The following is a 26,722-nucleotide window of genomic DNA, read 5'->3' on the forward strand; positions in this document are numbered from 1 at the left end:
ATCACTTTTCGATGATCTCAAAAAGATAGTTGGTTTCCCAAAAATTTGTATTCATTTTAATGATTTTAAGATCTAGATTATTGCTGTGGGCAATAGTCTGTATTTTTTCAATATCACAATTTTCGGAAAGAATCATCAATACGTAACTTTTTGATTTCACATAACAAGGCAGTTGTTGAAAGAGGTTCACGAAATACTCATAATTTTCACCACAGTACCAAGCACTTTCATCTATTGATTTGGGTTTTTTTGGATAATACGGTGGGTTGATGATGATATAGTCAAAATGGATCTTAGTTATTTTATTGAAAAGATCTGATTTTAAGATATGAAGCTTCAGGCTATTTTTATTCGCTGATTTTTCCAATTGGTTTAGGGCATTGCCATTAATATCTGAAGATGTCACTATAGCACCTTTCTTGTTGGCAATCAATGAAATAATTCCACTACCGCAACCCAACTCCAATAATGTTTTGGACTTTAAGTCTAAAGTTTCAAGGTGCTTCAACAGAATTTTTGTGCTAAAGGTATATTTTGGTGGAAAAACACCAGGATGAATGGTAAGGTTTATGTTGTTATAGCTATAAGATCGGGGTTTGGAATAATAGGTCTTAAACCACCACTGCATAAAAGGCGTTGATATTTTTTTTAGAAATGTTTTCATTCCCCTATATAAAACCCCTCAATTTCAGGCTGACGGTACTTCCAGAGTTTCTGTAATATTTTTATCTCATATGGAAAAGCATAGATACCCATCTTATATCGAAAGGAGGAGATAGTTTTAATGATATTTTTCTTTATACCACGTATTTTGTAGTCGGATACGGTAGGATAGTAACCATTTAAGACTGTTTCAAAGTTTTTGATTTTATCAACCATTGGAGGTGTCAACCAAGGGGTTAGTGGATTCTTGCGCAAATCAAAATTTTCCCAACTTGGAGAGATCCAATCTTCAAGCCGGTTAGGAAATGAAAAACCAGCATCAGTGATTTGTTGGTAAAGTTCTGATCCTTCTGTTGGTACAGGACTATAGAGATAAATGATGATTTCGGTATCTGGATTTAAGGTCTTTATTTCCTTGATAAAATTAATATCCCAATCAATTTGTTGCATCACCTTTTCCTTGGATTCAGCTGGCAAACCTAGTACAAATGACATTTCTGGAATGATTCCTATGGATTTCATTCTTACCGCAAAGTCTTTGATCATTTGGCCAGATTGTGTACCGCCTTTATCCATTTGCTTTAGAATATCGTCGTTACCTGTTTCTGCACCTAGAAAAATCATTTTGCAGCCTGCATTGCGCATCAAATTCAATTCCTCATCTGAATACTGATTTATAGTGTCAATTCGCCCTTCTCCCCACCAGGAAATGCCATCATTTAATATCAATTTTGAGAATTCAATTACTCGTTTTCTTGAGGTAAAAAAATTATTATCATGAAATTCTATGGCATCAATACCATAGTTTTGCTTAAAATAAGAGACATCTTCATAAACTTTATATGCCGATTTACCTTTCCAACGGGCATTATAAATGGGAACCACGGCACAGAATGAACAAGTGAAAGGGCAACCAAAGCTCGAATGGTAGGAGAATGTTTTTTGACCTAAAAAAGTTTTGCCTAAATAGTTTGTTAAAGGGTAGAAGGCATTCAAATTATCATAAGGTAGCTTGGGCAAGATATCTTGATCGCCAAGTGGTTCCTTGGAAGTTTTAACAACATTGCCATTCACATCTTTAAACACAAGATTCTTTATATCATTTAATTTTGAAGATTGCCCTGATTCCAATAGGTCCAATAAATCTGGAAATGCCGTATCTCCTGGACCATAAATAATATAATCAACGTAACTGGAGCGAATTGAAACATTGTACTGATTTGATGCAAAGTATCCACCCCATATTACAATTGTGTCAGGGAATTGGACTTTAATTTTTTTTGAAAATGGTATGGCCTGTTTAAGTTGAGGTCCAGGCATCACCGTAGAACAGAAATACTTGAATTCCACAGAATTAAAGTATGATTTTATCTTTTGCCAAGGATCTTTTTCCAAATTCCCATCAACAAAAACATAATCATATTTTCCATCTATTGAAGCACCAACTTGCAGGATAGAGTTCGGAATTCGGTGCTTTGAATTGGCACTTCGTGGATTGAAAATTAGGACTTTCATTGCTTGCATTGGCTTCAAATTAACAATTGTTTAAAATTAAAATAGTTATAGGCCTTTTTATAATTGGCTACAAGTTTGCTGCAAATTTCTTTGCCTAGTTTTATGGTTTTACTTTTGGTTAAAATAATTGTTCCAGCTTTAATGTTTTCTGATCGATCCCCCATTTTTCCTGTTGTTGGTTTTAATTTGTATTCTTTTGTAAGCGGTGTTTTCAACTCCAAGAAATCCCTAAGTGATTGCAATGTTTCATCTGGTTTTGATATCAATTCGTTATAAGTTAAGAAAAATTGTGAGTTTGCTGGTATTAGTCGGCTTATTTGGATCAGTTCACTGACTCTTTTGTTATAATAGTTAATGGAATTAAATTTTCCTCGATTATTAATATTATAAGGATATCCTCCAAGATTTTCGATACTTGAAATAGTTTCCATTGGTTTACGAATTAGAAATATACACTTGATGGAATTATCCTTTAAGATGCTCCTATCAGAAATATATTCACTATGTAAAATTTGATCAACACTATATTTATACCGCTTAAGGAATTTTTTTAAGACCCATCTAGCGCGATATTCTATAAGTTCCAAATCAGTTTTATTGCGATATATTCTATTTTGTTCACCAATTCCCAAAATTTGATCGTTTGTTGATAAAATATGCTCGAGTAACGAACTTCCCGACCGCATATGGGACATTATCAAAATTAAATCAGTCTTTTTTTGAGGATATACCCTATGACAGATTTTAATTAGTATTTGTTTTAAAGATTTCATCCCGTTATTATTTTTGATAAATACCGTAGTATAATTTCGCTTTTTTAGAAAAAAAGGTCTTGATAAGACTCCTTAAAGGATGATATTCAAATAATTTGATTTTACGTGACCTAAAAAACGGTAAATCAGAATAATCGAGATAGCCTTTGGAATTGAAAAAATATAAAGGAATACCATATTTATTTCTAAATTCTTCATCTGCTATTTTTAATGTTTTGCGAATAGATGTACTATTTTTATAAATAGCTAAGCCCGTAAAAACAATTATCCCATTTTTAGTCAATCTATTTTTGGCATCATTGAATATTTTGCCGCGGTTTTGAAGATGGGCCCAATTCCGATTAAATATGATTACATCAAAAGAATGTTTTATTCTATAAATTTCATGTGGTAATAAGTGAAGTGAGATAAATTTCGTGTCATAATTTTTTTGTGATTTTAACCCGTTGATTTCATCGGTAAATATATTCACTGCCACAACGTTATGCCCATTTATAGAAAGGCGATTGGAAAGCCATCCATTCCACGATCCCACATCCAAAATATTTGAGTTTGGTTTATTTTGTAATAGTTCATCTATTATTTTGAGGTCTTTCTGGCGCTCTTTCCATACTTTGGTGTGTATTGAATACGGAAGGTCTTGGTACAATGTGTGATTGAAAGGCTCTAAATTTTGCGACCTTGAATGGTCTTCATAACTTTTTAAAAACACTTGCAATTTTATTGATTCATTGGCATCAATAATATCGTAATAACCATCATTACAGTATTTAGACAAAGCACTTAATGGGACGTAGTCTACATTATTTGGATGCCATATTTTCATCGAATCAATTTTGATTTATATAAAAACAATTTCGAATATTGAATCACCAATACACTTACCAAGGCTCCCATAACCTCAAAAATAGGAATCAATAGGAGTGTTAGAACTATATTGACAATAGCTGATCCAAAATTAACATACATCACACTAATCTCTTTATTAATTTTATATAATGCAATAATATCGATTAAAAAAAAGTAATAAGGTAAGGATAATAATGCCCCTAAAATATAGTGACTTTGAGGTATGTTTAACTCAATAATTTCTTCATAAACAAACCAAGTAATAACCGTAAATAAAACAATTATAGGCACACTAACCAAACCTAATATTCGCTTTGCCCTGTTAAAAAATTTAAGTGGCAACCTATACATATGTTTTGTAAAAGGATAGATTATATATGCCGCAATTCCTTGTAAAAACAAAATAGCAGTCATTAGTAGTTGATACTCGGTCAATTGTTCTTTGGTTAGCATGATGTTTACCATATAAATATCTGCCTTTGATGCCAACCAACCACTAAACCCAATTAGAAAAAAGGGTAAACTCTCTTTAATCTGTGCGTATGAAAAATGAAATTTAAAAGCTTTATAATTAAGGTTTAGGTCATACAAAATGAGAAATGTTTTTATCCAAAACGATATGCAGTAAATTAACAGAAGCAAATTGGTGTCTAAATTGTTGTAAAATAAGATGCTTCCAACAATGATGAGAAGTCCAACAGATTCAGCAACAATTTGAACAATGAATTTTTGAAAGTAAATAACAAGACTTTCAAGGCTTTGGTAGAGAAAAATCGAGAGGCCTAACAATACACTTAGTAGAGCGGTTTTTAACGGAAATATTATTAGAAAAACTAAACTTAAAACCAACAATATCGACCTCGAACTCAAATTGGTAAAAAATAAACTATCTATTTTAGAAGGGCTTTTGCTAAAGGATCTAATCAAAAAATCCCTATTTCCGAAATTGGATATAAACACAAATAAATAAATCCATAAAATAATTTGAACAAAGTCCCCCCATCGGTATTTGCCTAAAGCCATTACTCCAATTATGGTAATCAAAAAATTGAAGATAGGCGTTGCTAGACTTCTTATGATATTTAAGGCGATTATATTTAGCTTGTTCATTATGAATTTTATATTCAAGCAATTGAAAACTTCCAACTTTGCATTCTTAGCACAAAAAAGTAACAATATGGTCCAAGCTGGCGATAATATATATATGGTATCATAAACAGCTTATTTTTAATATTTATGACCATTTGGTCTTTTTTGCCCACAAAAAAGGGGATTTTCTTTTACCTATCAATCTTCTCCAAGTTACTCGTTTTGGTTCATATATGATTTCAAAATCTACCAAGTCATCAAAGCAATGATGATGGTAATAATTGGCCATTTCTGGATATCCTAAACGCGTATAATAGTTTAAAGTTCTGTGTTTAGCCGATTTCAATTTTGATTTTTTATAAAATGGACTGTCCAAAAGATGAAGTTCACCATGAATTTTTAAAAAGGAAATTAATAGTGATATGGTTTCATTAAAATCTTTAAAGTATTGAATAGTTGCGTTTAAAGTAATGATATCAAATTTTGTGTTGAATTCTGATGGAACCTTAAAGATATCTGCATAAATAAACTTGAGATTGTGTTTTTTAAAGACCCTTGCTGCTTGTTCCAACTCAAAAGTGTTAATATCCAAACCTATAATGTTTTTACAGTTTGGCACTTCTGCCATTAAATGCGTAAACCAACCATTACCACATCCTATATCTAAAATGCTGATGTTTTGTGGCTTTGATTTTAAGTAATCAATAAAACGTATAGCTGTTATTTTTCGTAGTTTCCATTCTTCGGCATGTGGGTTTGATGGATTGATATTGGGAAGTTTGACCACAATACTATCTTCAAGAACCCTGTTTTCATTTTTACGTACTTCGATGTACAAATTATTGGCTTTCACTTTCTTTTCAGTTAAACAGACCACATCATTTAATTTGTACAAAGATTGAAAATTCATTATTTGTAAATTTGCATCATTTGATAAGCTATGGCTACTTTTGTTTTCAGTTTAAGTGATTGCACTAAATTGTTTTTTTTTGCATTTGAAGTCAACTTAAAAAGATTGACTTTGTTGACTACAAATTTTGTAGCATAATCGTAAAACTTTCTTGAATAAGCTCTTTTAAAATCGATATCCCTATCGGTTGAGGTTTCCCAATCAGGAAGGATGTCTATTTTATCTTGAACTTCATTAAACAAAGTGGTGCCATTAATGGGATATGCAATTGTTACAGTAAAATGTGTGGGATTGGCTTCCTTGAGATACTGAATGGTTTGATTAATATCTTTTTCGGTTTCTCCTGGATAGCCTAACATGATAAACGTACCTGTTTCAATACCGTAAGAATTGGTCAGTTGAATCATCTGCTTAACAGTCTCAATTTTTACCCGCCTGTCCATGGCATCAATGACCTTTTGAGATCCACTTTCTGCCCCGATCCAAATTCTAAAACAGCCGGTTTCTTTAAGCTTTTTAAGTATTTCGCTATTAAGGCGTTCGGCTCTAGTAATGATTTCAAAAGGAACTTTAACATTGTGCTTTTTCATTTCCTTATAAAACTCATCAATCCACTTGTGGCTAACTGTAAATACATCGTCCACAAACCATATGGCGTCTGGATTGTAGGTTTTTTTAATTTGCCTTATTTCTTCAGCAACTTGTTTGGCTGGTCGCCGTCTATAACTGACCCCATATACGGCAGTGCTACACCATTTACAGGTATATGGGCACCCTCGTTGCGTACTAATCGTCATGGAACTTTTGCCGTGATGTACTTTCCATGTATTTAAATAGGGTTTAAAATCAATTGCCTCTCTATTTGGTATGGGCAAGTTTTTCAAATCCTTCATTTTTGAACGTTCGGGAGTTTTAATCAAGTTGCCATCCTTCATATAAGCAATTCCATTAATCCTGCTAAAATCGCTTAATGACAATATTGCCTTGCACAGTTCATACATTGTTTCTTCCCCTTCTCCAATAACCAAAAAATCGGCCCCAGTATTCAAATAATTCTCACAATTAAAGGTTACATCCGGTCCACCAAGAATAATGACTGGAGAGCCATAAATGGCTTCTTTTTTTAAGAGTTTTACAAGCCTAATGACGTTGGTTTTTGTCATTAAATTTGTGTAGATTCCAATAATTTTCGGTTTGTGTTTTTCAATATGATCCAACTGAAATTTTAGCGAGCTAAATGTACTATCAAACACTAGGTTTTTTAAATCATTATTTTCTAGGTATGAAGAAATGTATAGTAATCCCAAAGGCGGGTAGGGTTTCATGATTTTTCCTTCCTTTTTGTCTTCACTTAAGTAATACCCATGGGTTAATAGTATATTCATTTTGCTTTGAATGTAATTATAAAATGGTCTGCAAATTTTGACAATCGTTTAAATTTCATATGGTTGTCGAGCCAAGCTAACACTCCTAAAATAAACTTTTTATTGGAGAAAAATGATTCTAGGTATGATGGAGGAACAAATAACCCTATTGGAGCGTAGTTTTCTACGTCGAAATAATCATTAGCGAAAGATTCTAATTCCATAGGGTTGTAATACCATGTAGAAACAAGATGGCCATGAACACTGACGTTAACAGCATTGTTATTGTTTCTTCTAAATAATAATTTGCATTTTCCTTTGAAAAAAAGATAAATATTGTCCCAAATGCAATTTTTTGGCATAATTACGCATACTATTTTGCCTTGTTCATTAAGCTTATTTCGAGAATTTGAAAAGAATTTTATTAATTTTTCGGAAGAGATACAGTTTAAACCTCCGAAATTGGAAAATATGAGATCATATTTTTTGCTGGACTCAATTTTATCGAGATTATTGAGATTCAACAACTGAAAATTTAAGTTGCTTAAGTTAGTTTTATTTTGGGCTGTATGCAGCATTGCTTCTGATATGTCGGTTGCCAACACCTTATGCCCTTGTTTTGCCAACCAAATGGCATCTTCTCCTGTACCGCAGTTGACTTCTAAAATATCTAATTTTTTGTTGTTATCTATTGTTCTTAAAAAATAATCATAAACCAATTTTCGTTGATATTTTCCAATTTTGGAATTAGTGAAAGATCTATCGTAGTCTTTCGCCGCTAAATCAAAGCTATTGAACATTGCCTGGTTGCATATTTTTAAGTTGGAATCGGTATAAAAGTGCCGACAGAAAATAATAAAAGATAAGTAACATCGACCTGATTTGAGATTTGTTAATTGATAAAGGACTGGAAAAAGCTTTTTTATAATTTCTTAAAGCTAGACTTTTCCTATATTCTTGATGAACGTATCGATGCAATTTTTTGTAATATTTTGAATGGAATGTACCATCGAACATCATGGCAAGATCATCAGAATCGGTCCAGTTTGCTTTATATTTTAAATCTGCCTTGACCTTTTCATAGAATTTTGTTCCTGGGAGTGGGTACGAAATTGAAATACCTATATTGTCGGGCTGAAGTTCTTTGATCATAGTTATTGTTTTTTCAATATCTGCTTTGGACTCCCCTAAATACCCAAATTGTATAAAAAATGCTACTCTAATGTGTTTTTCTTTCAGCAATTTAGTTGCTTTAAAAATTTGGTCAACTGTTGTCCCTTTATCCATGGCATCCAGAATATATTGCGATCCACTTTCGGCTCCTACCCAAACTTCTTCCAATCCACTGTCGTGTAATGCATCTATAGTATCTTCCTTTAAAAGTAAGTCAACCCGACTTTGCATATAAAATGAAATGTTTAAGGTTTTCTTTTTCAGCTCTCTATTAAAATCTTGAACCCAATTGGGTTTTAAGCCAAAGATATCATCGCACATCCAAAATCGACTTACTCCATAGGTGTTTTGAAGATAGTCAATATGGTTTGCTACATATGCTGGTGAATGTGAGTTATACCGATTTCCATAAATTGGTTTAGCACACCAGTTGCACTTAAATGGACAACCCCTGGTGGTTACAATGTTAAGTGTAAATTCTTTTCCACCGGAATTCCAAATCGTTTTATAAGCTGAAATATCTACTAAATCCCATGCAGGTAATGGCAACATATCTAACTCTTTTAACACCGGACGTTTCCCATTAATAACTATGCTTCCATTATTTTTATAAACTATACCTTGCACGTTAGAAAATGAAATACCTTTAGATAAACAATCAATTAACTCCTTAAGAGTGAGTTCTCCTTCACCTTGAATAACAAAATCAGCTCCGGCATCCATATACTTTTTGTAATGGTCTGTGGCGTCTGAACTACAAACAATTATATCACATCCTAATTTCTTGGCAATAACAATCATTTGAAAAGCTGCTTCACGCATTTTTGTCAAACACATTTTGGTTAAATAATTAAAGCCATCATCATAAATGGCAAACACTTTTGGCTGGTGTTGATTTAGATAAGGTTCAAGGGTTTTAAGATCGCCAATTAAATTAGTGTCAAATAATCCAACATTATAAAAGTTTTGTCTTAAATATGAAGCAGCATATAGTGTTCCAAGGGGAGGAAACGGAGTTTTATTCTTCCATTGCTTTGGATCGAATTTATAAAAATAAGAATGGGAAAAAACAACGTCAAGCATGTTCTGGTTCTAATGTTATTTTATGTTTTTCTTGTACTTTAAAATAATGCTCATTTAACGATTCAATGACTTTTTTTTGGAAGTTTTGTGGATGATGTTTTGAGACATTTTTTGTCGATTTCATAGCTACTTTAAAGTCTTTTTCTGGTAGGAATTTAAACTTACTCCGCCATCTATATAACGTTATACTTCTTAAAAAATCATCTAATATATTTCCAAATTTATTTTCGAGTAGGCCTTCAATCAATTTTGTAATCATAGGTTTTTGGATGTTCTTTACAAATTTAAAATTCTCCTCAAATCCCTTATTTGGGAAATAATATTTTACCCATTGGTTCAGTCTAATAAATTCTTGAAAAACTTTTTCTCCTCGAGTAGGAATCAGAGTAGCGATTTCCATGGCCGTAAACTTATTCTTTTCTGTAATTTCAAGGTCATCTATCCCCTTAAAGTAATTAATGCAGAAATATTTTTTAGAATTCAGTAAGAATATTTTTTTGTAGAGGATTAAAAAAGTTCTTGCAATCCAAAGTCTATTGGCGGCTGTGACGATAAAAAAGTCCACATCATCGTCTTCATGAAAAATCCCTTTTGACAGACCACCAGAAAGCGCAACACCTTTTACATATGGAAATTTGCCTATAAGTTTGCTAACTTTTAAAGCCTTTGGCATAATAGAATTTGCACGCTTATTGGCTTCCATCCTTCTTTGTACTAAATCAAATGAATTTACTTTTAAATAGAAACCTTTTATTTTAAAAATGATTTTTCTACTCAAAAGAATATCGATTTCTTGTTCAATAACCTTTAAATCATTACTACTTGAAAATTTAAAGATTTCACCCTTTGTTACTGGGTAATTAAAGATCGAAAAGTATAGTATAGTCTTAAGAGTTGTCAAGATATTCGATTTAAGTATTCTTTTTAAACAGCAATGATTAAGTTAAGTCATTTTATTTAAATATAGATCAATATTGATCGAAAAATTCCTGATATAAAAGTTTGCTAAATCACTAATGAGAACTTTATTATTTTATTTCACTAAAAGAACGGTTATTTTAGGCTAATTCTGTTTTTTAGTTGTTCAAGACCTCAATGATTAAATGTTTCTATTGTAAGCTTCGAAAGAATTGACTTGAATTACATCTATTTTTGTATTTAAGTTTGTCAATCTAAATTTTTAGTTAATTGGCTTGGCTTTATATGCTAAAAATCATTAAATTAGCTAAAGACTAAACCTACGCTTATGAAAATAAAACTACTTTTAATTTTATCTTTTTTAGTATTTGGTTTCTCAAGTACTTTTGGTTCGACTTCACAATCCAAAATTTCAAACACATTAGAAGCTTCGTATTTACAAGCTAATAGAGACTTTGTCATTTCTCCAAACCCTGCGACATCCTTCTTGAATGTGTATTTACCTGCCGGATTTGAAAATGCCAAGCTCACTGTATTTGATGTTTTGGGGAAAGTAATTTATGATGTTGAAATGAATTCGCTGAAATCATCCATTAATATTTCTAAATGGAATAGTGGCGTATATTTAGTTAAGATTTCAACAGATAAAGCTACTCAAACCAAGCGCTTTGTTAAACAGTAAATTAGATTTTAATATAGAAAAAAACCATCAGTAATTGCTGATGGTTTTTTTATTTTAAATCAACTAGAAACCTAATCGATTTCTAGTTTTACATTGTGCTCACTTAACACATTCATGTAATTTTCGCGAGAAAATTCTTTGCCTTCAAATTCAATTTGTCTCGTTTTTTTTGATTCAATTCGTTTTATAGCTTTTAAAAATCGTTTAACTTGAACGTCACTTTTTAAAATTAACCCCGGAACTTTAATCGATTTCCCATCCGAATCTTTTGCCACCATAGTGAAGTAGGAAGAATTACTATGTTTCACTTCACCTGTTCTGATATTTTGAGACTCAACACGAATCCCAACCACCATTGAAGTGCCTCCAACATAGTTAATAGAAGCTTTCATGGTAACAAGCTCGCCAATTTCAATAGGCTTGCGAAAATTCACCGTATCAACTGCCGCGGTTACACAATAATTTTCTGAATGTTTTGAAGCGCAGGCAAAGGCTATTTGATCCATGAGGTTCAAAATATAACCTCCATGAATTTTACCATTAAAGTTGGAATGCGATGGCTGCATCAATTCTGATATAGATATACGTGTTGCGTCTACGGTTTTGTATAAAGTGGGCTTATTCATCATCTTCGTTTAATGCACGTTTTAAAATAGGTTCTGGTAAGGCCTTTTTAGCTTTTGCACCTAATTTTTTAAGTTTTTCAACACTTGTAATCAAATTACCCTTTCCATCAACTAACTTGTTCATAGCCGAAGAATAGTCTTTTTTAGCATCGTCAATTTTCTTACCTACACCAGTTAAATCGTTAACTAATCCTTCAAACTTATCGTAAAGCGCTCCAGCTTGTCGGGCTATTTCTATGGCGTTTTGCTGCTGCTTCTCGTTATTCCACATAGTATCAATGGTACGCAGCGTTGCCAATAGGGTAGAGGGTGTTACAATCACAATATTTTTTTCAAATGCTTTATTATATAAGCTATTATCATCATTAATGGCTACTGCAAAAGCAGGTTCAATAGGGATGAACATCAATACAAAATCTGGTGATTCTATATCATATAAATCTTGATAGTTTTTGTCTGAAAGCTGATCGACATGCTTTCTAATAGAGTTCACATGTGCTTTTAGAAACTGTGGACGGTCATCTTCATCTGCATTTACATATCGCTCATAATCGGTTAAAGAAACTTTGGAGTCAATAACCATTTTTTTATTATCTGGAAGATGCAACACCACATCAGGTAATACACGAGAACCATCTGTAGTGGTAAAACTTTGTTGTACAAAATACTCACGGTCTTTTTCTAATCCAGATTTTTCTAACACACGTTCCAATACCAATTCGCCCCAGTTTCCTTGCATTTTACTATCACCTTTTAAGGCCCTAGTAAGGTTAGTAGCTTCTTTAGTCATTTGTTGGTTGAGGTCTTTAAGCCCCAATAATTGCTCTTTTAAAGCCGAATGCATACTGATGCTTTCCTTTTGAGAATCTTCAACCTTTTTTTCAAATCCTTGTATTTTTTCTTGTAGTGGACTTAAAATGTTTTTAATATTTTCTTTATTCTGAAGAGTAAATTTTTCGGATTTTTCATCAAGAATTCTATTGGCTAATAATTCAAAATCTTTACGTAATTGTTCTTGCTGTTTTGCTATTTCTTCATCGCGTTTAAGGTTTTGTGTTTGAAGATTTTCAAATTCAGTATTACATCGCGTCAATTCAGAACTCAATAGTTCTTTTTCCTTTCTAATAGCATCACGGTCAATATCTAGCTTATTTAAATTCTCTTTGAGTTCATGAATGGTGTTGGTCAGTTGATGTTGACGTTCTTCTAAAGTGCTTTTATCACTTTTACTTTTAAGTTTAGAAATGGTCATGCCAATATATGCACCAATGCCTCCCGAAATAAGAATGGCGAGAATAAGAATAATACTGTCGTTCATTTATCAATTGAATTTTATCAAAGATAAATTTTTTAGAAGGAAATTATAACTCAAATTAAATTTAAAATAATAAATACCAATTAAAGAATAGACGTTTGAATTTCAACATCTGATTCTTGCCAAGCAGTCTCAAATTCTGTTTTAATTTTTTCGGCCTCAATCAACTTTCCTTGTGCTTTTAAACTTTGGTATAAGCCCATTAGTGACCAGCCATTTTGCCTTAAATCTTCTAAATCTTCCTTATAAACCTTTTCGGCTGCTGCATACTTTTTGGCTTTCATTAAAATAGCCCCTAAATTCTGTCTTGGAGGAATATACCAAGCGGAAGGTTCATTATAGATTAAGTTATCCTCCAGTTCAACGGCTTTTTCCAAATGCTCAATAGCTGTTTCTAAATCGACTTTTTCTGCAGCCATTTCACCCGCAACGACTTCATAAGCTAAACTCGCAATAGCTGTTCCATTATCAAAACCAGTAGCTACCAAAGTTTCCAAGTCTGGGTCATTTACCAGTTCAGAAATGGCGTCAAGTTCTTCTTGAGCTTCTTTCACATTATGTTTTCTTAAAAAGGCAATGCCTCTTGCATAGTGCCAAATGAGTTTTAGATGTTTGATGTTATCATTTGGTTTTGGATAGGTTAAAATATCGTTCCATTTACCAAAACGAGTATAGGCCAAAAGAGGTGTGGCTGCAAAATTCTGTAGAAAATGAAGTTCTTGCATTTCTCCAACAGGTACTTTTTCGGCTGTTTTTTTAGCGGCATCTATAGCTGTTTTACTATCACCAAGTAAACTTGCAGCCGACCATAGAAAATGAATGTTATGTGGATAATAACCTAACGGATACATACCTTGCGAATAACACTGCGAAATATAATCTTCATCGGCTAAAATGGCTTGTTGATTCACTCTTACCGCATCTTTATAGCGTCCAACACGAATGTAAATATGGGACGGCATATGAACAATATGACCCGCCGCAGGCATTAAACTTCCCAATTTGTCGGCGCTGGGAATGGCTAAATCAGGTTTTGGAAGCTCTACCATATGAATGTAGTAATGATGAGCTCCAGGGTTATCTGGACTCAATGCCATAGCTTTCTCAAGTGCCGCTTTTGCTTCTGAAATATTTGGAGAAGGCTTACCTTCTTTATCCCAATAATTCCAAGGCACTGTATTCATCACAGCGTCAGCAAATAAAGTTTGAATATCTGAATCATTTGGATATTTGGCAGCTACATCAGTCATGGCTTTCATGTAGGCATGATTCAATTCAGAAATGTCTTTTGTGAGATCTGTTGAATACCTATTCGTTAATGCATTTATAAGTGCCTGTTCCTTTTTAGTGGCATTTTTAGAAAGCTGAATTGCTTTTTCAATTGCTTCATGACTTTTTATTTTACGTTCATCATCAGGAAAAGGATCATTGATATTAGGGCCTAAAGTAAATGCCTGTCCCCAGAAGGCCATAGCTAAATTAGGATCCAATCGTGCGGCTTCCATAAATGAGCGATGTGCTTCAGCGTGGTTAAAGGCATAGGTGAGGCGCAATCCTTGATTAAAGAATCGTTGTGCTAAAGCATTTTTGGTGCTAACCGTATAACTATGCGTACCAAGATTCTCAAATAATGGCGCTATTTGTTTGGTAGTATCAATATCCGTTAAAAGGAATTTTGCGGGAGTGCAACTGATGGCATTTAGTCCAACTTTACTAGTGTAATCAAACGCTTCTTCTTTATTATAAAAGACTAATGCAACAGTTAGTGTTAAAAGTGAAAATACTAAAAGACTTAATTTTGTTTTCATGACAACAATATGATTAAATTAATCCATTGCCATAAGAAGATCAAATCAAAAAAGTAGGATTAAAGGACTGAAAATGAATTGACTAAAGTTAATAAATTTTAGCGAGTAATAAAAGCTTATTTATTTACTCTAAAGCTCCCCGTTTTTTGATCAAAAGCAATCAAATCTTTCGGAAAAAGGGTCTCAAATGTTCCTTTTGTGATAAGGTTACAAGGTGAATCGGTCACAACGTCATCTTTTGTCATCACAATCATCGTATCACATAATTGAATGGCCAAATCGATTTCGTGAGTAGAAAATAAAATAGTTTTTTGAGTGTCTTTAGCCAATTTTTGAAGCAATTTGAGTATATAGGCTTTGTGGTACATATCGAGATGTGTTGTTGGCTCGTCGAGAATAATCACATCGGTATCTTGCGCTAATGCACGAGCAATCATTACTTTTTGGAGCTGCCCATCGCTCAATTCAAAGCATTTTTTATGTTTTAAATCGTTGATATTGGTTTGAGTTAAGGCTAAATGCACACTTTCGAGATCTTTATCCGATAGGTTGCCCACCCAATTGGTATACGGCTGTCTTCCGAGTGCTACCAACTCAAAAACGGTTAAATTTTTTGATGCAACAGGTTCTGTTAATACTAAACTCAATCCTTTGGCAAGTTCTAATGACTGATATTCTGAAAGATTTTTATTATTTAGAATTACGGAACCTCTTAAAGGATTTTGAACCTTGGTCAAGGTACGTAACAAAGTAGATTTCCCAATGCCATTTGCGCCAACCAAACCTACAAGTTCTCCTTTATGTAAAGCGATATTGATATTTGATCCTACAAGGATTTCGTCTTTCTTTGAAGAATAACCAATAGAAAGATCTATAGTCTGAAGAATATTATGTTGCTTTTGACCTTCCATTTAAAATAACATTTTACGTTTTCTAACTAATAGCCAAATTACGACCGGAGCACCAATTAACGATGTAATAGCATTAATAGGTAAAGTATAATCACTTGTGGGTAATTGGGCAATGCTATCACAAATTAGCATCACCATGGCACCAAATAAAAATACGGCTGGCAATAGTATTTTATGATTGGAGGTGGTAAAAATTTGTCTAACCATATGCGGAATAGCTAACCCAATAAAAGCAATTGGTCCAGCAAAAGCGGTAATGGTACCTGCTAATAAACTGGTTGCAACGATAATGATTAATCGATTCTTTTTAATATTTAGGCCAAGGCTTTTTGCATAGTTTTCACCAAGTAAGAGGGTGTTTAATGCTTTAATAGAAACAACACTCAATACTAATCCAAATCCATAAATGATGGTGAAAATCATAAGTTCATACCAAGACAGATTTCCTAAACTTCCAAAGCCCCAAAAAATATACTGTTGTAGTTTTTCTGCTGAACTAAAATAGGAAAGAACACTTACCACTGCAGCTGTAATACTGCCAAACATTAGACCAATAATTAAAATAGCCATGGTGTCTCGTACTTTGGAAGACACAGCCAATACAGCCAATAACACTAAAAAACTCCCCAAACTTGCTGCAATGACCACACTCCACTTTGAAAGCAATAGCGTTGTGAAAACACCACCAAAAACACCAGCGCCTAAAATAACGATAGCAACTCCCAAACTAGCACCAGAACTGATACCTAATACAAAAGGTCCTGCCAAAGGATTTCTAAACAGGGTTTGCATTAACAGACCCGAAATTCCCAATCCAGAACCCACCAAAATAGCTGTAAATGCTTTAGGTAAGCGGTAGTTTTGGATGATATAATACCAAGAGTCATTATCGATAGGTCCAATTAAACTTTTAAAAATTTCTTTGGTAGGAATCGATATCGAGCCCAAACTAACATTCACAAAAAAGCATACTACTAATAGTAAACTTAAAAGTATAAATGGGAGTTTGTATGTTTTTGTGTTTGGCAATTACTTAAGTGGTTTAAAAAAATACGGCTGGTAATTATCTAATAATTCTGGATGGCAGATTTTTATTAAATCTTTTAATACCAAATCTGGTCGTGTGGTGCCTTCTTCATAATAGGAAACGCCACCAGTTGCTCCAGTTGAATTCACAAATGAATAGATGCTATTATTTTTAAACGCATCAAATTGTGTATAATGTTCGTTAGCCTCCGCTAATGCATCTAAAGAATTATAGTACGAAGGACTTATCCAAAGATTGGCAGTTTTTGCTTTGGTAAATACAGCTTCAAAACTCAAGGCTAAACTACCTTCGCTAGACACCTCTTGCCATAAATAATCTACATTGGCATCTTTTAAAAGTTGTGCTTCAGGACTTGTGCCACTTGGCAAATACCAAACATCCTTATGCATTGCGCCACTTAAGACGGTAGGCTTGCTTTTAACTGTAGAAGCTAATTTTTTAGCATCCAAATAGTCTTTTTCAATCGCTTTAAAAATAGAGTCAGCTTCTTTTTCTTTATTAAATAACACCCCAAAAAACTTAATCCATTCAGCTTTTGCCAAAGGTGAGGTTTCAACCCAATCGCCATTATAAATTACAGGAATACCAGACTTTTTAATAGTTTCAAAAGTTTTGTTATTACCGTCAATGCCAAAACCAACGACTACTTCAGGTTGAAGTTCTAATAATACTTCAGTATTAATACCTTCGTTTTTACCTAACTCTCGAATACTCCCATTGTCAATTAAAGTTCTTGTTCGTTCTGAAGAAATATAATCTGTTCCTGGAAAGCCTACGAGCGTCTGCTCAATACCCAACAATTCCAAAGCAGGAATATGTGTGGTTGAAGTTACCACCAGTTTTTCAACAGGTGTGGCAATAATGCCATCAAATTCTTCAGCATTTAAGGTAATAATAGGCAACATGTTTCGATGTATTAATGCGTATTTGTAAGTCTTTTCAGAATTTGGCCATGGATTTTTGATGGTTAATATGTTGAAATTTTCAGTAGAGGTGATTGAAAATCCTTTGGCATATTTAAACTCTGAATTGACTACATCTTGTTTAGTATCAATAGCTTGTTTGGTTTCAGTTTTGCAAGAAACACTTACAATTAACAATATAAGTAGAAAACGCTTTTTCAAATCCTTCAATTTTACAACTTCAAAAGTAATATTATTTAGGCTTTTGCATCAATCATTAAACAAAATGTTTAATTTCGCAGCGAATTTTGGTTCTCATTTTTGATGGGATTAAAAGGGAATCTGGTGCGAAACCAGAGCTGTTCCCGCAACTGTAAGTTTATGCCGAACTGGTTTCGGCACCTCATTACGAGATGTTATTAACTACAAAAACCACTGACACTATTGTTGGGAAGGTCAATAACATAAAACAAGTCAGGAGACCTGCCATGTTCAAAACAAATAAGTCAAACTTTCGGGATAAAAGTTGAGGTATGATAGTCATGCTATTCTCGAGCAATTAAATTAAAAATGAACAAAAAAACAATGGTTTTTGGTGTGCTTTGTGCTACATCATGGTTTGGTTTTGCACAGCAGCAAACCGATTCTACAAAAATCGAACAGTTAGATGAGGTGGTTATAACGGATTCTAAATTCAATTTAAAACGTGAGCATTCAGGTAAGGTTATTACTAAAATCACTCAAATGGAATTACAGCATTTACAAGGCAAATCGATAGCAGAAATCATCAATTCTACAGCTGGTATTGAAATTAACGGGACCAAAAGCAATGCAGGTCAAAATTTGGCCTATTACATTCGTGGTGGACGCAATCGCCAAGTTTTAGTGTTGATTGATGGGAATGCGGTTACGGATGCTTCACAAATTGCCAATGATTATGATTTGCGTTTACTCAATGCCGATCAAGTTGAAAGTATTGAGATTTTAAAAGGCGCTTCAAGTACCTTATATGGTTCTGGCGCTGCAACCGCAGTGATTAATATAAAATTGAAAAAGGCTTCAAGCAAAGCTGTTTCAGCCAATTTTCAAAGTGTTTTTGGTACCAATCAGTCCCAAAATGACACAAATTATGCAATTGAAGATTTTAGAAATACCGTGTCTGTCAATGGAACTTTGAAAAACTTTAATTACCTAGCAAGTTTTGGAAATCAGTATACTGATGGTTTATCAGCCATTTCCAAAGGAACAGAATCTGATGCATACAATGCCATCAACGGCAACTTAAAATTAGGTTTTGCCATTAGTGAAGCATTTAAAATGAATGCTTACGCAAGCTTCGATAAGTTTAAAGCAGACTTTGATGATGCTTTTTCAGGAATTGATACTGATGATATTTCAAAAACCAAGCAATACCGTTTAGGTGTGTCGCCAGAATTCGCCTATAATAATGGGAGCATTACCTTAAATGCTGCCTACAATAGTATAGATCGCGACATTGCTTCGAGTTATCCTGCACTTTATAAAGCCAATAGTTTTATTGCTGATGTCTTTAATCGCTACAATTTTAACGACAAATTTTACACTGTTTTGGGTGTTAATGCACAGCAAAATGAAATGGAAAGTTTTGTGATTCCGTTTGGTGCTAATGGTTTAGAGCAAAGTATTGATCCTGAAACCGCAAGGTTTAACATAATCGATCCTTATGCAAATGTGGTTTATGTCTCCGATTTTGGATTGCATATCAATGCAGGGGCGCGATTTAATAACCATTCGGAATATGGTTCACATTTGGTGTATAGTTTAAATCCATCCTTTAAAAAAGACATGAATTTTGGGTACATCAAAGGTTTGGCGAGTTATAGCACAGCGTACATCACACCTTCGTTGTACCAATTATTTGAACCAACCTATGGAAATTCAGAATTAAAACCTGAAGAAAACATAACCATTGAAGCAGGAGCAGAATTGCATATCAAGGACAAAGGGACGTTTAGCGTGGTTTATTTTAATAGAAAAGAAACAAATTTTATCGACTTTGTAGATCTTGGAAGTTTTGTTTACCAGTATAAGAACATTGATACAGATTTTACGGCTAGCGGACTTGAATTTACAGCAAACTATAAAGTTACAAAACAGTTAACGTTCAATGCTAATGCTACATATACAAAAGTGGAAGAAGATTTAAACTTGCGTATACCGGAGTTGAAAATGAATGCGCGATTGGATTATCAGGTTTGTGATAAAACGTTTTTAAGTTTAGCATATCAATTTAATGATGACAGAACCGATTCAGTTTTTAACAACAGTACGTTTATGAATGATGAAGTTACTTTAGAAAGCTATAGTTTATTGGATTTTTATGTTAGCCATAACGTATTGAATAATAAATTAAAATTGTTTGCCAATGTGAACAACATTTTTAATGAAGATTATCAAGAGTTATTTGGATATAGTACCAGAGGACGAAATGTAAGTGTTGGATTTAACTTAAGCTTATAAGATTAAAAAAGCCGCTCAATTTGAGCGGCTTTTTTTGCTAGTTATTAAATGAGTGTTGTCTTGTTATAAATGGTGCATGATCAGAGTCTATAAACATATCCTGCATTTTGGATTCGTCTTCTGGCACATGCATAAGAATAGCATCTATTTGGCTTTGAGGACGATAACGTCCAGAACCAGTTATATTGGCAATAGCAGCCGCTAATAGTGGTTCATTAACATTTCCAAATACTCCTAAATTTAATACTCGCTCTTCCAAAGGAGTGTCAGGAACCAATCCAGTACCTGGAACAGCTTGATCATTCACATTAATGGAATTGGCCACCAATGGTTGCATCGCATACGTATGATTAGGGTTGATATTATTTTGATCAAAGTTTGGAGAATCGTAAATAGTAATAGAGGCCTGGGTTTTACCAACCGTAGTTTCACCAATTTGAATGACTGTTATATAGGGTTTTAAACTATTGATCAACAATTCGCTAGCCGAAGCAGATGACGCCGTTGTTAGAACATAAACTTTACCCAAATTTAAACTGTTGATTGCTGTACCATCGAAACTTGGTACAAATTCATAATTTATGTTTTCACTTTCCAAAGTGCTATTGAAAACCAACTTCGAAAATACTTGACCAGAAAATTGCCCAGTTACCATGCTAGCTAATAAACGAGCAGTGTCTACCGAACCACCTGGGTTATATCTTAAATCAATTACCAAGTCTTGTATGGCGTTCGATTTAAACGTGCCAAAAGCAGTGTTTAATTGTTGATTAAAATTAGAATTAAATCTATTATATAATAAATAGCCAATTTTTGTACCGTTGACATCAATAATAGAAGATTGATGAATGGGGTTTTCTGTAAATACAGTTTTGGTAAGACTTACGGTTGTACCATTTGAAGTAAAACTATCATCAGAAGTTTCTGGAGTTCCATTATCGTTGTGATTTGCAAAATGTAAGGTGAACGAATCTGGGCTTAATAACGAGTTGATGTTTTCAGGTGTTAAATCTGTGCCATCGATTTGAGTAATAAATTGTCCTCTTTTTAAGTTGGCAGTTGCGCCAGGACTTCCAGGAACTACTTGCCTTATAACCAAAATTGCTTTTGAAGCATTTTGAGGATCAGAGAAAAAATAATAACGCAAGCCATTACTTTTAGTAGTTCCAGCAAAAGACTGTTCCAATGCAATATAATCATCTACAATAAAACTAAATCGATCAGTGACTTGACGGTCAAAAATCAAACTTTCAAAAAGGGATTCTGGTGAAGAAAAACTGTTCAAGTAATTACCATAATCGGCATCTGAAGTAAAGCGGTCATCAGCCAGATCTGGAATTTCATCTTTATACAAATAAAATATGTTCATGCCTTTCCATACAAAATCATTAATCCCACTGGCTAAAACGACATTATCATCTCTATCTTCAAAACAACTAGTTAATGAAATAAGGGCAAGGCAAAGTAGGGTACTTTTTTTAAATAAGTTCATCATTTCTTTCTTCAATTTTTTTCAGAATACCACAACGATTCGGGTTTCTGTCGGATAATAAACTCTAAATTTACATACAATATTGTATTTTAAAAATTAATTTGTAACAAAAATAAGTGTTAATCGTCGTAAGGATATAAGCAGCATAAAAACTGATTATACTAACCACCAAGTAATGACAGAGTCTGATTTTGTAACATTAGTAATGCCTTTTAAAGATAAGGTCTTTCGTTTAGCAAAGCGGCTGTTAGTTTCTAACGAAGAAGCTGAAGATGCTACGCAAGAGATATTACTGAAATTATGGAACAACAAACAGAGAATTGAAGATTATAGAAATGTTGAAGCATTTTCGATGACCATGACAAAGAATTTTTGTTTAGATCGATTAAAGTCAAAACAAGCCCAAAATCTTAAAATTGTTCATAGTAATTATCAAGATCATAATGTATCATTACAAAAGCAGGTTGAAAATAATGATAGTATAGATTGGGTCGCAAAAATAATTGAAGAGTTACCCGAACAACAGAAAATAATATTACAGTTGAGAGATATAGAAGAGTATGACTTTGAAGAAATTGCCAAAGTTTTAGATATGAACGAAACGGCAATTAGAGTAGCACTCTCAAGAGCTAGAAAAACAATAAGAGAAAAATTAACTAATACGCATAGTTATGGTATTAAATAGTATAGAAAAGTTACTGGAAAAGTATGATAATGGCGAGACTTCGATTAAGGAAGAGCAAAAATTACGAGACTATTTTGCTGGTAATAATGTTGCCCCGCATTTGGAGTCTTATCGCATCATGTTTCAGTATTTCAGCAATACAAAGCAAGAACAGTTTACTAAAGACGTTCCATTAAAATCTAAAAAATACAATTTGTACAAATGGATTTCTGTCGCAGCAGTAGCAGTGTTAATGCTTTCAGTCTTTACCCAATTTAGTGGTCCATCCCAAAAGGAAGAACGAGAAGCGCTTTTAGCTTACAATCAAACTATGGAAGCATTGAGTTTGGTCTCCTCTAAGTTTAATCAAGGAGCTACAAGTTTTAATGCTCTTAATATGGCTGGGACACAATTTGAAAAAGGCGTAACTCAAGTGAATTATTTAAGCGAATTCTCAACAACAACAGACAAAATTTTTAAAAACAAGTAAATAATTAAAATCAATAAAAAATGAAAAAATTAGCAGTAATACTAGTAATGGCTTTAGTTCCAATGATCACTATGGCACAAAGTGTTTTCGATAAATTTGAAGATAAAGCCGGCGTAACTTCAGTTATAGTCAATCAAAAAATGTTCAAGATGATTATGGATCTTCAAATCGAAACAGATGATCCAGAAGCCCAAGAACTAATAGACATGGTTGGTAAAATTACCGGATTAAAAGTGTTAACCACAGGAGATGAAAAAATTGCAAGTGAAATGAATGCAACGGTTAACAACTACTTAAAGTCGTCTAACTTACAAGAATTAATGCGAATTAAAGATGGTGAGCAAACTGTAAAGTTTTATGTGAAAGAAGGTAAAGACGACAACCACGTAAAAGAACTCTTAATGTTTGTGAATGGTTTAAAAGAAGTTACCAAAGGACAGGACATCACTATAAATGGAAAGAAAAGAGAGATAGAAACAGTATTATTGTCCTTAACAGGAGATATTGATTTAAGGCAAATCTCAAAGCTCACCAACAAAATGAATGTTCCTGGTGGTGATCAACTTAAAAAAGTTAAGAATAATAAATAGGTTATAATGACTACATCAATCAAAATTTTAATCATGATGGTTTTGGTTACAACTATTTTAAGTTGTAACCAAAATGCGTCATTACAAATGTATTTTGTAGATAATGAGTTAAAACCAGGATTTACATCAATTGATGTCCCTACAAGTTTTCTCAATATTGATCAAACTAATTTAACAAAAGAACAAAAGGATGCGTATAAATCCATTAATAAGCTTAATATGCTTGCATTTGTTATTTCTGATAACAATAAAGAAGACTATCAATTAGAGCTTAACAAAGTGAAGGATATTTTGGAGAATGAAAAATATGAAGAATTAATGCGTGGAGGAAATTCTACAGATGGTAAGTTCATTATTAAGTTTATTGGTGAAGAAGACAGCATAGATGAACTTATCCTTTTTGGAAATGCAAACGAAAAAGGCTTTGCAATCATTAGAGTTTTAGGTGATGACATGAGTGCTAAAAAAATTATGAAATTGTATTCTGCTATAGATACTGCTAATATAGACGAATCGCAAATAAGTCAATTTGCGGACTTTTTTAAATAACTGATTCTTATTTAAAATGTTAATAGAAAATCACCTTGTTCATTCAGGGTGATTTTCGTTTTTATCCACCAATATGTAAATACAATAAAGTAGTAATGCAATTAAAGCAAGAAACAAAATTATTTTAATAATGAAGTAATCTAAAATATCTATTGTACCAAACACAAAAAAGCATAAGGTTAAAATACCTGTATAAATAAGTGCTATGGTGTTTCTATTCATGTTTTAAACTATTATATCCCTGTATAGTTACTTGGTGTAATAGCTTTTAGTTCATTTTTTATACCATTGGAGACTTCTAAAGTATCAATAAAATTTGAAATAGATTGTTGCGTGATCTTTTCGTTAGTCCTAGTCAATCCTTTTAAGGCTTCATAAGGGTTTGGATACCCTTCACGACGTAATATAGTTTGGATAGCTTCAGCTACAACTGCCCAATTTTGTTCAAGGTCTTCAGCAAACTTGGGTTCATTTAAAAGTAATTTATTCAATCCTTTTAAAGTAGATTTAAAAGCAATTACAGTATGAGCAAAAGGAACACCTACATTTCTTAAAACCGTGCTATCGGTCAAATCGCGTTGCAACCTTGATATAGGTAATTTAGCAGATAAATGTTCAAATAACGCATTTGCTATGCCTAGATTTCCTTCAGAATTTTCAAAATCAATTGGGTTTACTTTGTGGGGCATGGCACTACTTCCTACTTCTCCTTTTTTTATTTTTTGTTTAAAATAATCCATAGAAACGTAAGTCCAGAAATCGCGATCTAAATCTAAAATAATGGTATTAATGCGTTTGAGAGTATCAAACAACGCGGCCATATGATCATAGTGCTCAATTTGTGTGGTTGGGAACGAATGGTGTAAGCCTAATTTTTCTTGAACAAAACCACTACCAAAACCTTTCCAATCAACCTCTGGATATGCCACTTTATGTGCGTTGAAATTACCAGTTGCACCACCAAATTTAGCTGCACTTGGGATATCATTAAGCAAATTAAATTGCTCTTCAAGTCTCACTACAAATACTTCTATTTCTTTACCTAAGCGCGTTGGAGAAGCTGGCTGACCATGGGTTCTTGCCAACATTGGGATATTCGCCCATTCGGTCGCTAAATCTTTAAGCTTGTTTAGAAGAATGTGATACTCTGGGATATAAATGTCATTGAGAGCCTCTTTAATGCTTAAAGGAATAGCCGTATTATTAATATCTTGAGAAGTTAAACCAAAATGTATAAACTCCTTATATTCCGAAATATTAAGAGCATCAAACTGTTCCTTGATAAAATACTCAACAGCTTTTACATCATGGTTGGTAATGTTTTCAATGGCCTTAATTTTTAAAGCATCTTCTGAAGAAAAGTTTTTATAAATCGCTCTTAATTCCTCAAAAAAAGAGTTGTTAAATCCTGAAAGTTGAGGTAAAGGAAGCTCGCAAAGCGAAATAAAATATTCAACTTCAACCCGAACTCTATATTTAATTAGAGCTTCTTCTGAAAAATAAGGTGCTAATGTTTCAACTTTAGATCTATAACGTCCATCAATTGGTGAGATGGCATTGAGCGATGATACCGACATGTATTGTGTTTTTTGAAGTTGCAAAGATAAGAATTTGATTGTGGATAGACGATTTAGAATTTACGTTTTTTGTGATTTTTCCAACTATTTGAAAATGCACTAACTTAATTTCTATACTTACCAATCTTATTTAAAATTTGTTTGGCACGAGCTTTAAAGCCTGCACTTTGTTGATGAAAATCCCGTTTTAGAATTTGTTCCAATTCGGGATGTATCCAATCTATATCTTGACCAATTAAATAAAGGGAAGTCATGGCAAAGGCCTTTGGTGCAATTTTTTCATCATTAATCAGCCAATCAAAACAACATTCAACTATTTTTTCTTTGTGATGTCTAGTTAATATGCTTTGCAGAGAATGGTCCTTTTTAGAATAGTAAGCTTTGGTTAATAGTTCACATATTTTAGCAACTGGACGCACAGCAGAATCTAAATGAATGCGTTGTAGTTCATTAAAATAGCGATTTAAATGTGGGTAAATGAGTTCAAGATTTATTGTGCATACAAATTCTAAGACCCAAGCGGCACGACATGAAACCTCGTCGTCAACCAAAAACACGATATCCAATAACTTCGGAATAAGATCAGGTTGATCGACAATTAATTGTGCATTTTGTAGACGCTGCTCACGCAAGGCCGACATGACACTTAATTTATCGTAGAGTTGTTCTGTAGTCAAAGGATTTTCTTATTTTTAAATTCTAAAATTAATCAAAATGAAACTTATCAAAAAAATTCTTGTGTTCTTGCTCTTTGTATTTGTCGTTGCACAATTTTTTGGCCCAGAAAAAAATGAAGGCGAAATGACTTCAATCGAGCCTTTTTTAGCAGAAACAGCTCCACCAGATGATGTTAAGATGATTTTAAAAGAAAGCTGCTTTGATTGCCATAGTAGTGTGACACGCTATCCTTGGTATAATAACATTACGCCGGTAAATTACTGGTTAGCCGATCATATCAAGCATGGTAAGGGACATTTTGATGTGTCTAAATGGGACGAATATTCCATCAAGAAAAAGGATCATAAACTGGAAGAATTAATCGAAATGGTTGAAGCCAAGACCATGCCATTAGAATCCTATACTTGGGCTCATAAGGAAGCTCGACTAACCGAAGATCAAATTAATAGTGTGGTAACTTGGGCTAAAATGGTACGCATCAAATACAGTATAGAATCTGAAGTTGAGTAGAGTCTATTTTTAAAACAGTTATAAGTTTCATACTCAAATGGATT

General features: G+C 33.2%; 27 protein-coding genes and 1 riboswitch. Of the genes, 7 read left to right on the forward strand and 20 right to left on the reverse strand.

The genetic code is table 11. The features are described 5' to 3' along the window. Position 1 precedes the first annotated feature (1 nt). The 10 genes from ACFO5O_RS03060 to ACFO5O_RS03105 form a co-directional block, all read right to left on the reverse strand. Positions 2 to 664, reverse strand: coding sequence for a methyltransferase (locus tag ACFO5O_RS03060; RefSeq protein ID WP_387960844.1), 663 nt, complete (start codon positions 662 to 664; stop codon positions 2 to 4). Next, positions 661 to 2,178 carry a B12-binding domain-containing radical SAM protein gene (locus ACFO5O_RS03065; RefSeq protein WP_387960846.1) on the reverse strand — a complete coding sequence of 506 codons (1,518 nt, stop codon included), beginning with the start codon at positions 2,176 to 2,178 and terminating at the stop codon, positions 661 to 663. The genes ACFO5O_RS03060 and ACFO5O_RS03065 overlap by 4 nt, the downstream gene beginning before the upstream one ends. Positions 2,179 to 2,192: 14 nt before the next feature. After that, complete coding sequence (locus ACFO5O_RS03070) at positions 2,193 to 2,951, reverse strand: sulfotransferase (RefSeq protein WP_387960848.1); 759 nt, start codon at positions 2,949 to 2,951, stop codon at positions 2,193 to 2,195. Between the two features lie 7 nt (positions 2,952 to 2,958). After that, positions 2,959 to 3,777, reverse strand: a complete 819-nt coding sequence (locus ACFO5O_RS03075) for a class I SAM-dependent methyltransferase (RefSeq protein WP_387960850.1) — start codon at positions 3,775 to 3,777, stop codon at positions 2,959 to 2,961. Continuing rightward, positions 3,774 to 4,910 carry an MATE family efflux transporter gene (locus tag ACFO5O_RS03080; protein WP_387960852.1) on the reverse strand — a complete coding sequence of 379 codons (1,137 nt, stop codon included), beginning with the start codon at positions 4,908 to 4,910 and terminating at the stop codon, positions 3,774 to 3,776. Before ACFO5O_RS03080 ends, ACFO5O_RS03075 begins: the two co-directional genes overlap by 4 nt. Positions 4,911 to 5,034: 124 nt before the next feature. Continuing rightward, on the reverse strand, positions 5,035 to 5,799 hold the full coding sequence (locus ACFO5O_RS03085; RefSeq protein ID WP_387960854.1) for a class I SAM-dependent methyltransferase: 765 nt from the start codon (positions 5,797 to 5,799) through the stop codon (positions 5,035 to 5,037). Further along, a complete protein-coding gene (locus ACFO5O_RS03090) occupies positions 5,799 to 7,184 on the reverse strand; it encodes a B12-binding domain-containing radical SAM protein (RefSeq protein ID WP_387960856.1) in 1,386 nt (461 codons plus the stop codon). The genes ACFO5O_RS03085 and ACFO5O_RS03090 overlap by 1 nt, the downstream gene beginning before the upstream one ends. After that, positions 7,181 to 7,963 (reverse strand): methyltransferase domain-containing protein, encoded by a 783-nt coding sequence (locus ACFO5O_RS03095; RefSeq protein ID WP_387960858.1) that lies wholly within the window; start codon positions 7,961 to 7,963, stop codon positions 7,181 to 7,183. Before ACFO5O_RS03095 ends, ACFO5O_RS03090 begins: the two co-directional genes overlap by 4 nt. After that, a complete protein-coding gene (locus ACFO5O_RS03100) occupies positions 7,953 to 9,419 on the reverse strand; it encodes a B12-binding domain-containing radical SAM protein (RefSeq protein WP_387960860.1) in 1,467 nt (488 codons plus the stop codon). Before ACFO5O_RS03100 ends, ACFO5O_RS03095 begins: the two co-directional genes overlap by 11 nt. After that, complete coding sequence (locus ACFO5O_RS03105) at positions 9,412 to 10,320, reverse strand: nucleotidyltransferase domain-containing protein (RefSeq protein WP_387960862.1); 909 nt, start codon at positions 10,318 to 10,320, stop codon at positions 9,412 to 9,414. The genes ACFO5O_RS03100 and ACFO5O_RS03105 overlap by 8 nt, the downstream gene beginning before the upstream one ends. A gap of 345 nt (positions 10,321 to 10,665) precedes the next feature. Between ACFO5O_RS03105 and ACFO5O_RS03110 the strand changes: the two genes are divergently transcribed. Further along, entirely contained in the window at positions 10,666 to 11,019 is a 354-nt protein-coding gene (locus ACFO5O_RS03110; RefSeq protein WP_387960864.1) for a T9SS type A sorting domain-containing protein, read from the forward strand. A gap of 71 nt (positions 11,020 to 11,090) precedes the next feature. Here the strand turns inward: ACFO5O_RS03110 and ACFO5O_RS03115 are convergent, their stop codons facing one another. The 6 genes from ACFO5O_RS03115 to ACFO5O_RS03140 form a co-directional block, all read right to left on the reverse strand. Further along, positions 11,091 to 11,645 (reverse strand): acyl-CoA thioesterase, encoded by a 555-nt coding sequence (locus ACFO5O_RS03115; RefSeq protein WP_387960999.1) that lies wholly within the window; start codon positions 11,643 to 11,645, stop codon positions 11,091 to 11,093. Next, positions 11,638 to 12,963 (reverse strand): DNA recombination protein RmuC, encoded by a 1,326-nt coding sequence (locus tag ACFO5O_RS03120; protein WP_387960866.1) that lies wholly within the window; start codon positions 12,961 to 12,963, stop codon positions 11,638 to 11,640. Before ACFO5O_RS03120 ends, ACFO5O_RS03115 begins: the two co-directional genes overlap by 8 nt. 80 nt (positions 12,964 to 13,043) lie before the next feature. Next, on the reverse strand, positions 13,044 to 14,768 hold the full coding sequence (locus ACFO5O_RS03125; protein ID WP_387960868.1) for a tetratricopeptide repeat protein: 1,725 nt from the start codon (positions 14,766 to 14,768) through the stop codon (positions 13,044 to 13,046). 116 nt (positions 14,769 to 14,884) lie between these two features. Continuing rightward, positions 14,885 to 15,679, reverse strand: a complete 795-nt coding sequence (locus tag ACFO5O_RS03130; protein ID WP_387960870.1) for an ABC transporter ATP-binding protein — start codon at positions 15,677 to 15,679, stop codon at positions 14,885 to 14,887. Continuing rightward, a complete protein-coding gene (locus ACFO5O_RS03135; protein ID WP_387960872.1) occupies positions 15,680 to 16,708 on the reverse strand; it encodes a FecCD family ABC transporter permease in 1,029 nt (342 codons plus the stop codon). It lies immediately after the preceding gene. Continuing rightward, the gene (locus ACFO5O_RS03140; protein WP_387960874.1) at positions 16,709 to 17,851 is read right to left on the reverse strand and encodes an ABC transporter substrate-binding protein; all 1,143 of its coding nucleotides are present in this window, start codon (positions 17,849 to 17,851) and stop codon (positions 16,709 to 16,711) included. It lies immediately after the preceding gene. Positions 17,852 to 17,921: 70 nt separating this feature from the next. After that, a riboswitch (cobalamin riboswitch) is annotated at positions 17,922 to 18,134 on the forward strand. A 65-nt stretch (positions 18,135 to 18,199) separates the two neighbouring features. Between ACFO5O_RS03140 and ACFO5O_RS03145 the strand changes: the two genes are divergently transcribed. Beyond that, positions 18,200 to 20,128, forward strand: a complete 1,929-nt coding sequence (locus ACFO5O_RS03145) for a TonB-dependent receptor plug domain-containing protein (protein WP_387960876.1) — start codon at positions 18,200 to 18,202, stop codon at positions 20,126 to 20,128. Positions 20,129 to 20,165: 37 nt separating this feature from the next. Here ACFO5O_RS03145 and ACFO5O_RS03150 read toward each other — a convergent pair whose 3' ends face one another. Continuing rightward, positions 20,166 to 21,623, reverse strand: a complete 1,458-nt coding sequence (locus ACFO5O_RS03150) for a S41 family peptidase (protein WP_387960878.1) — start codon at positions 21,621 to 21,623, stop codon at positions 20,166 to 20,168. 172 nt (positions 21,624 to 21,795) lie between these two features. Between ACFO5O_RS03150 and ACFO5O_RS03155 the strand changes: the two genes are divergently transcribed. The 4 genes from ACFO5O_RS03155 to ACFO5O_RS03170 are packed head-to-tail and all read left to right on the forward strand — an operon-like array spanning position 21,796 to position 23,913. After that, a complete protein-coding gene (locus ACFO5O_RS03155) occupies positions 21,796 to 22,305 on the forward strand; it encodes an RNA polymerase sigma factor (RefSeq protein ID WP_387960880.1) in 510 nt (169 codons plus the stop codon). Continuing rightward, positions 22,292 to 22,774 carry a hypothetical protein gene (locus ACFO5O_RS03160; RefSeq protein ID WP_387960882.1) on the forward strand — a complete coding sequence of 161 codons (483 nt, stop codon included), beginning with the start codon at positions 22,292 to 22,294 and terminating at the stop codon, positions 22,772 to 22,774. The genes ACFO5O_RS03155 and ACFO5O_RS03160 overlap by 14 nt, the downstream gene beginning before the upstream one ends. A 20-nt stretch (positions 22,775 to 22,794) precedes the next feature. After that, positions 22,795 to 23,364 carry a DUF4252 domain-containing protein gene (locus ACFO5O_RS03165; protein ID WP_387960884.1) on the forward strand — a complete coding sequence of 190 codons (570 nt, stop codon included), beginning with the start codon at positions 22,795 to 22,797 and terminating at the stop codon, positions 23,362 to 23,364. A 6-nt stretch (positions 23,365 to 23,370) separates the two neighbouring features. Then, positions 23,371 to 23,913 carry a DUF4252 domain-containing protein gene (locus ACFO5O_RS03170; protein WP_387960886.1) on the forward strand — a complete coding sequence of 181 codons (543 nt, stop codon included), beginning with the start codon at positions 23,371 to 23,373 and terminating at the stop codon, positions 23,911 to 23,913. Positions 23,914 to 23,952: 39 nt separating this feature from the next. Here the strand turns inward: ACFO5O_RS03170 and ACFO5O_RS03175 are convergent, their stop codons facing one another. From ACFO5O_RS03175 to ACFO5O_RS03185, 3 genes are all read right to left on the reverse strand, one after another. After that, on the reverse strand, positions 23,953 to 24,135 hold the full coding sequence (locus tag ACFO5O_RS03175; protein WP_387960888.1) for a hypothetical protein: 183 nt from the start codon (positions 24,133 to 24,135) through the stop codon (positions 23,953 to 23,955). 11 nt (positions 24,136 to 24,146) lie between these two features. After that, positions 24,147 to 25,490: an adenylosuccinate lyase gene (gene purB, locus ACFO5O_RS03180; protein ID WP_387960890.1), complete on the reverse strand. Its 1,344-nt coding sequence runs from the start codon at positions 25,488 to 25,490 to the stop codon at positions 24,147 to 24,149. Between the two features lie 104 nt (positions 25,491 to 25,594). Then, positions 25,595 to 26,167, reverse strand: a complete 573-nt coding sequence (locus tag ACFO5O_RS03185; RefSeq protein WP_387960892.1) for an adenylosuccinate lyase — start codon at positions 26,165 to 26,167, stop codon at positions 25,595 to 25,597. 37 nt (positions 26,168 to 26,204) lie between these two features. Here ACFO5O_RS03185 and ACFO5O_RS03190 point away from each other — a divergent pair, with 37 nt between their 5' ends. Continuing rightward, on the forward strand, positions 26,205 to 26,678 hold the full coding sequence (locus ACFO5O_RS03190) for a heme-binding domain-containing protein (RefSeq protein ID WP_387960894.1): 474 nt from the start codon (positions 26,205 to 26,207) through the stop codon (positions 26,676 to 26,678). Positions 26,679 to 26,722 lie beyond the last annotated feature (44 nt).

It is taken from the genome of Geojedonia litorea (genome assembly GCF_042654525.1).
Taxonomy (GTDB): Bacteria; Bacteroidota; Bacteroidia; order Flavobacteriales; family Flavobacteriaceae; genus Geojedonia; species Geojedonia litorea.